Below are 3,346 nucleotides of genomic sequence, written 5' to 3'. Positions count from 1 at the left end.
GACATCCCTTGCCCGCAGCTCAAGCGCCTGCAAAATCGCTGCCGCCAGCCTCGCGCCGAAAGACTGTGTGAGATATCCGGGCTAGATGGCGGATTTGCTTTATCGGTTTTGTGAAATCAGGTGAACAGGCTTCTCTCCCGCTCCACTGCCTTGGTGATGAAGCTGGCGACGATCTGGACGCGGCGCAGCGGCCTGACCGATTCGTGATAGACCAGCCAGTAGGCACGGCGGATGGGTGCGACCGCATCGACCGGCACCAATTCCGGCATCGAGCGGGCGACGAAGGTGTGCAGGATGCCGATGCCGGCGCCCGACCGCACCGCCTCGGCTTGGCCAAGTGCGGAGGAAATGGCGAAGCTGGTGCGCCAGTCGGCGCTGAACTCGGCCGCGTAGTCGAGCGAGGGGCTGACGATGAGGTCCGGCACATAGCCGATGAGGGTGTGTTGGCCGAGTTCGGCGGCGGTTTTGGGCAAACCATGCACTTGCACATAATCGCGCGAGGCAAACAGCCCGAGCGAATAGTCGACCAGCTTCCCCGCCACCAGCCGGCCTTCGGTCGGCCGCTCGACGGTGATCGCGATATCGGCTTCGCGGCGCGACAGGGAGAAGGAACGCGGCACCGGCACAAGCTGGATCGTCAGTTCGCGGTGCAGGGCGGTTAACGCACCGAGGCGCTTGGCCAGGAAGGCAACGCCGAAGCCGTCCGGCGCGCCGATGCGCACCGTGCCGGAAACGTCGTCGCCTTCGCCGGCAACCGTCGAGCGCGCGGCGATCATGTCGCCCTCCATACGCTCGGCAATGTCGAGAAAGCGCTCGCCGGCCGGCGTCAACTCACTACCGGTGGTCAGCCGGCGAAACAGTTTTGTGCGCAGTGCATCCTCGAGCGCGGCGATGCGGCGCGAGACAGTGGCGTGGTTGAGCTCCAGCCGTTTGGCCGCGCCAAGGATCTGGCCGGCGCGCGCCACGGCCAGGAAGATGCGGACGTCATCCCAGTTCATGGGGATGGTCCAGATGACAGTTGCCGACGCTGCGTTCTGTGGCGAAGGAACTCAATCTCTTAATCCGTACAGCAGCAATTGCATCCCGCCATTTGCGGGAATTGATGCTCGTCCGTCAACGGCTATCTATTTCCCGCACAACGGTTGCGTTCTCCCTCGCGTTGCCATCGCCGCTGCAAAGGCGGACAATGGGCCATCACAAACAAAGGGAGAGAGATCATGATCGACTACGGTCATTTTATCGGCGGCAAGCATGTCGCCGGGACCAGCGGCCGCAAGCAGGATGTGATGCAGCCGATGGACGGCTCCGTGCGCGGCACGGTGGCACTGGCTTCGCAGGCGGAATTGCGCGCGGCTGTCGAGAATGCCAAGGCTGCACAGCCGAAATGGGCAGCGACCAACCCGCAGCGGCGCGTGCGCGTGCTGATGAAATTCCTTGAACTCGTTGCCCGCGACTATGACGAACTGGCCGACATCCTGGCGCGCGAGCACGGCAAGACGATCGCCGACGCCAAGGGCGACATCCAACGCGGCCTCGAAGTGGTCGAGGTCTGCATAGGCGCGCCGCACATGATGAAGGGTGAGTTCACCGACGGTGCCGGCCCCGGCATCGACGTCTATTCGATGCGCCAACCGCTCGGCGTCGTCGCCGGCATCACGCCGTTCAACTTCCCGGCGATGATCCCGCTGTGGAAGATCGCGCCGGCCATCGCCTGTGGCAACGCCTTCATCCTGAAGCCGTCGGAGCGGGACCCGGGCGTGCCGATGCGCATCGCCGAGCTGTTCCTGGAAGCCGGCCTGCCTGCGGGCATCCTCAACGTCGTCAATGGTGACAAGGATGTCGTCGACGCCATCCTCGATGATCCCGATATCAAGGCCATCGGCTTTGTCGGCTCGACGCCGATCGCCCATTACATCTACTCGCGCGGCACCGCCGCCGGCAAGCGCGTGCAGTGCTTCGGCGGCGCCAAGAACCACATGATCATCATGCCCGATGCTGACATGGACCAGACCGTGGATGCGCTGATCGGCGCCGGCTATGGCTCGGCCGGCGAACGCTGCATGGCGATATCGGTGGCCGTACCTGTAGGCAACGACACCGCCAACCGGCTGATGGAAAGGCTCATTCCGCGCGTAGAGAGCCTGAAAGTCGGTCCTTCGACCGACTCTTCCGCAGATTTCGGCCCGCTGGTAACGGCGCAGGCACTGGAACGCGTCAAGGGCTATGTCGACACCGGCGTCAAGGAAGGCGCCAAGCTGGTCGTCGACGGCCGCGGCTTCTCCATGCAGGGCTATGAAGACGGCTACTATATGGGCGGCTGCCTTTTCGACAACGTCACATCGGACATGCGCATCTACAAGGAAGAGATCTTTGGGCCGGTGCTGTCGGTGGTGCGCGCGCCGACCTATGAGAGCGCTATCAAGCTCGCCAATGACCACGAGATGGGCAATGGCGTCGCCATCTTCACCCGCGACGGTGATGCGGCGCGCGATTTTGCCTCGCGGGTCCAGGTCGGCATGGTCGGCATTAACGTGCCGATCCCGGTGCCGATCGCCTACTACACGTTCGGCGGCTGGAAGGCATCTTCCTTCGGCGACCTCAACCAGCACGGGCCGGACGCGTTCCGCTTCTACACCAAGACCAAGACAGTGACCTCGCGCTGGCCGTCAGGCATCAAGGATGGTGCCGAATTCGTCATCCCGACCATGAACTAGCTGGACGATCTTCCGCTTGTGCGCCCTCGCCTAAAGCCGCGGGGGCGCGATACATCCGGCATCGAAGGCCCGGTCGAGGCGGCCGGGTCTTTCTGCATTCTGGCCGCGGCCTTGTCCGCAAAATCGCTAATGTGATGGAACCAAGCGGGCGCCATCCGGCTTAGCTTGTATTCCTGCGTAGGTTGCAGGCCAATCAACAGCGCCGGTGGCAGCCGGGGTCCCCGTCTGGCGCGAGGAGGTGTCAGATGACACGAAGTCTTGTGGCGACGATGATCTTGGCGTCGCTTGCGATACCAGCCGTTGCCCCGCACGCTAGTGCTGCTGGACAATGCGCATCGCGAGTTGATCTGATCAAGGCGCTCGGCGAGAAGTTCCACGAAGTCGAAGCAGGACGCGGCCTCATCAATCCTAGCGTGGTTCTCGAGATTTTTGTTTCCGAGCAAGGCAGCTGGACAGTTTTGGCGTCCGATACAAAGGGCCAGAGCTGCATCCTGTCCATAGGCGAAGGCTGGGACAGCCCAACGATCACCGCCAATTTGCCGGGCACCTAGAGCGGAATGAATTGAGGCTGAATCGGCGTGGGATTCCCTTAGGCGTGCAAATCTGATTCAACCTTCATGCTGGGCAAGGAG

At 62.8% G+C, this 3,346-nt stretch carries 3 protein-coding genes; 2 read left to right on the top strand and 1 reads right to left on the bottom strand.

Annotated elements, in window-relative coordinates:
* Positions 1 to 116: 116 nt before the first annotated feature.
* Positions 117 to 998, bottom strand: coding sequence for a LysR family transcriptional regulator (locus NKI20_RS33425; RefSeq protein WP_352734256.1), 882 nt, complete (start codon positions 996 to 998; stop codon positions 117 to 119).
* Positions 999 to 1,217: 219 nt separating this feature from the next.
* On the opposite strand from NKI20_RS33425, the gene NKI20_RS33420 reads away from it, so the two are divergent.
* Both NKI20_RS33420 and NKI20_RS33415 read left to right on the top strand, forming a co-directional pair.
* Positions 1,218 to 2,714, top strand: a complete 1,497-nt coding sequence (locus tag NKI20_RS33420; RefSeq protein WP_352605524.1) for a CoA-acylating methylmalonate-semialdehyde dehydrogenase — start codon at positions 1,218 to 1,220, stop codon at positions 2,712 to 2,714.
* A gap of 245 nt (positions 2,715 to 2,959) precedes the next feature.
* Positions 2,960 to 3,265 carry a hypothetical protein gene (locus tag NKI20_RS33415; protein ID WP_023758594.1) on the top strand — a complete coding sequence of 102 codons (306 nt, stop codon included), beginning with the start codon at positions 2,960 to 2,962 and terminating at the stop codon, positions 3,263 to 3,265.
* Positions 3,266 to 3,346: the final 81 nt, after the last annotated feature.

The sequence above is a fragment of the Mesorhizobium sp. M0830 genome (assembly GCF_040319965.1).
Classification (GTDB): domain Bacteria; phylum Pseudomonadota; class Alphaproteobacteria; order Rhizobiales; family Rhizobiaceae; genus Mesorhizobium.
Note: the sequence above shows the minus strand (reverse complement) of the source record. Positions and strands in the feature narration are given on the sequence as shown.

What these genes read in the sequence shown, in the direction of transcription:
- NKI20_RS33425 (WP_352734256.1), bottom strand. Translation starts at nt 998, where the DNA reads ATGAACTGGGATGACGTCCGCATCTTCCTGGCCGTGGCGCGCGCCGGC.
- NKI20_RS33420 (WP_352605524.1), top strand. Translation starts at nt 1,218, where the DNA reads ATGATCGACTACGGTCATTTTATCGGCGGCAAGCATGTCGCCGGGACC.
- NKI20_RS33415 (WP_023758594.1), top strand. Translation starts at nt 2,960, where the DNA reads ATGACACGAAGTCTTGTGGCGACGATGATCTTGGCGTCGCTTGCGATA.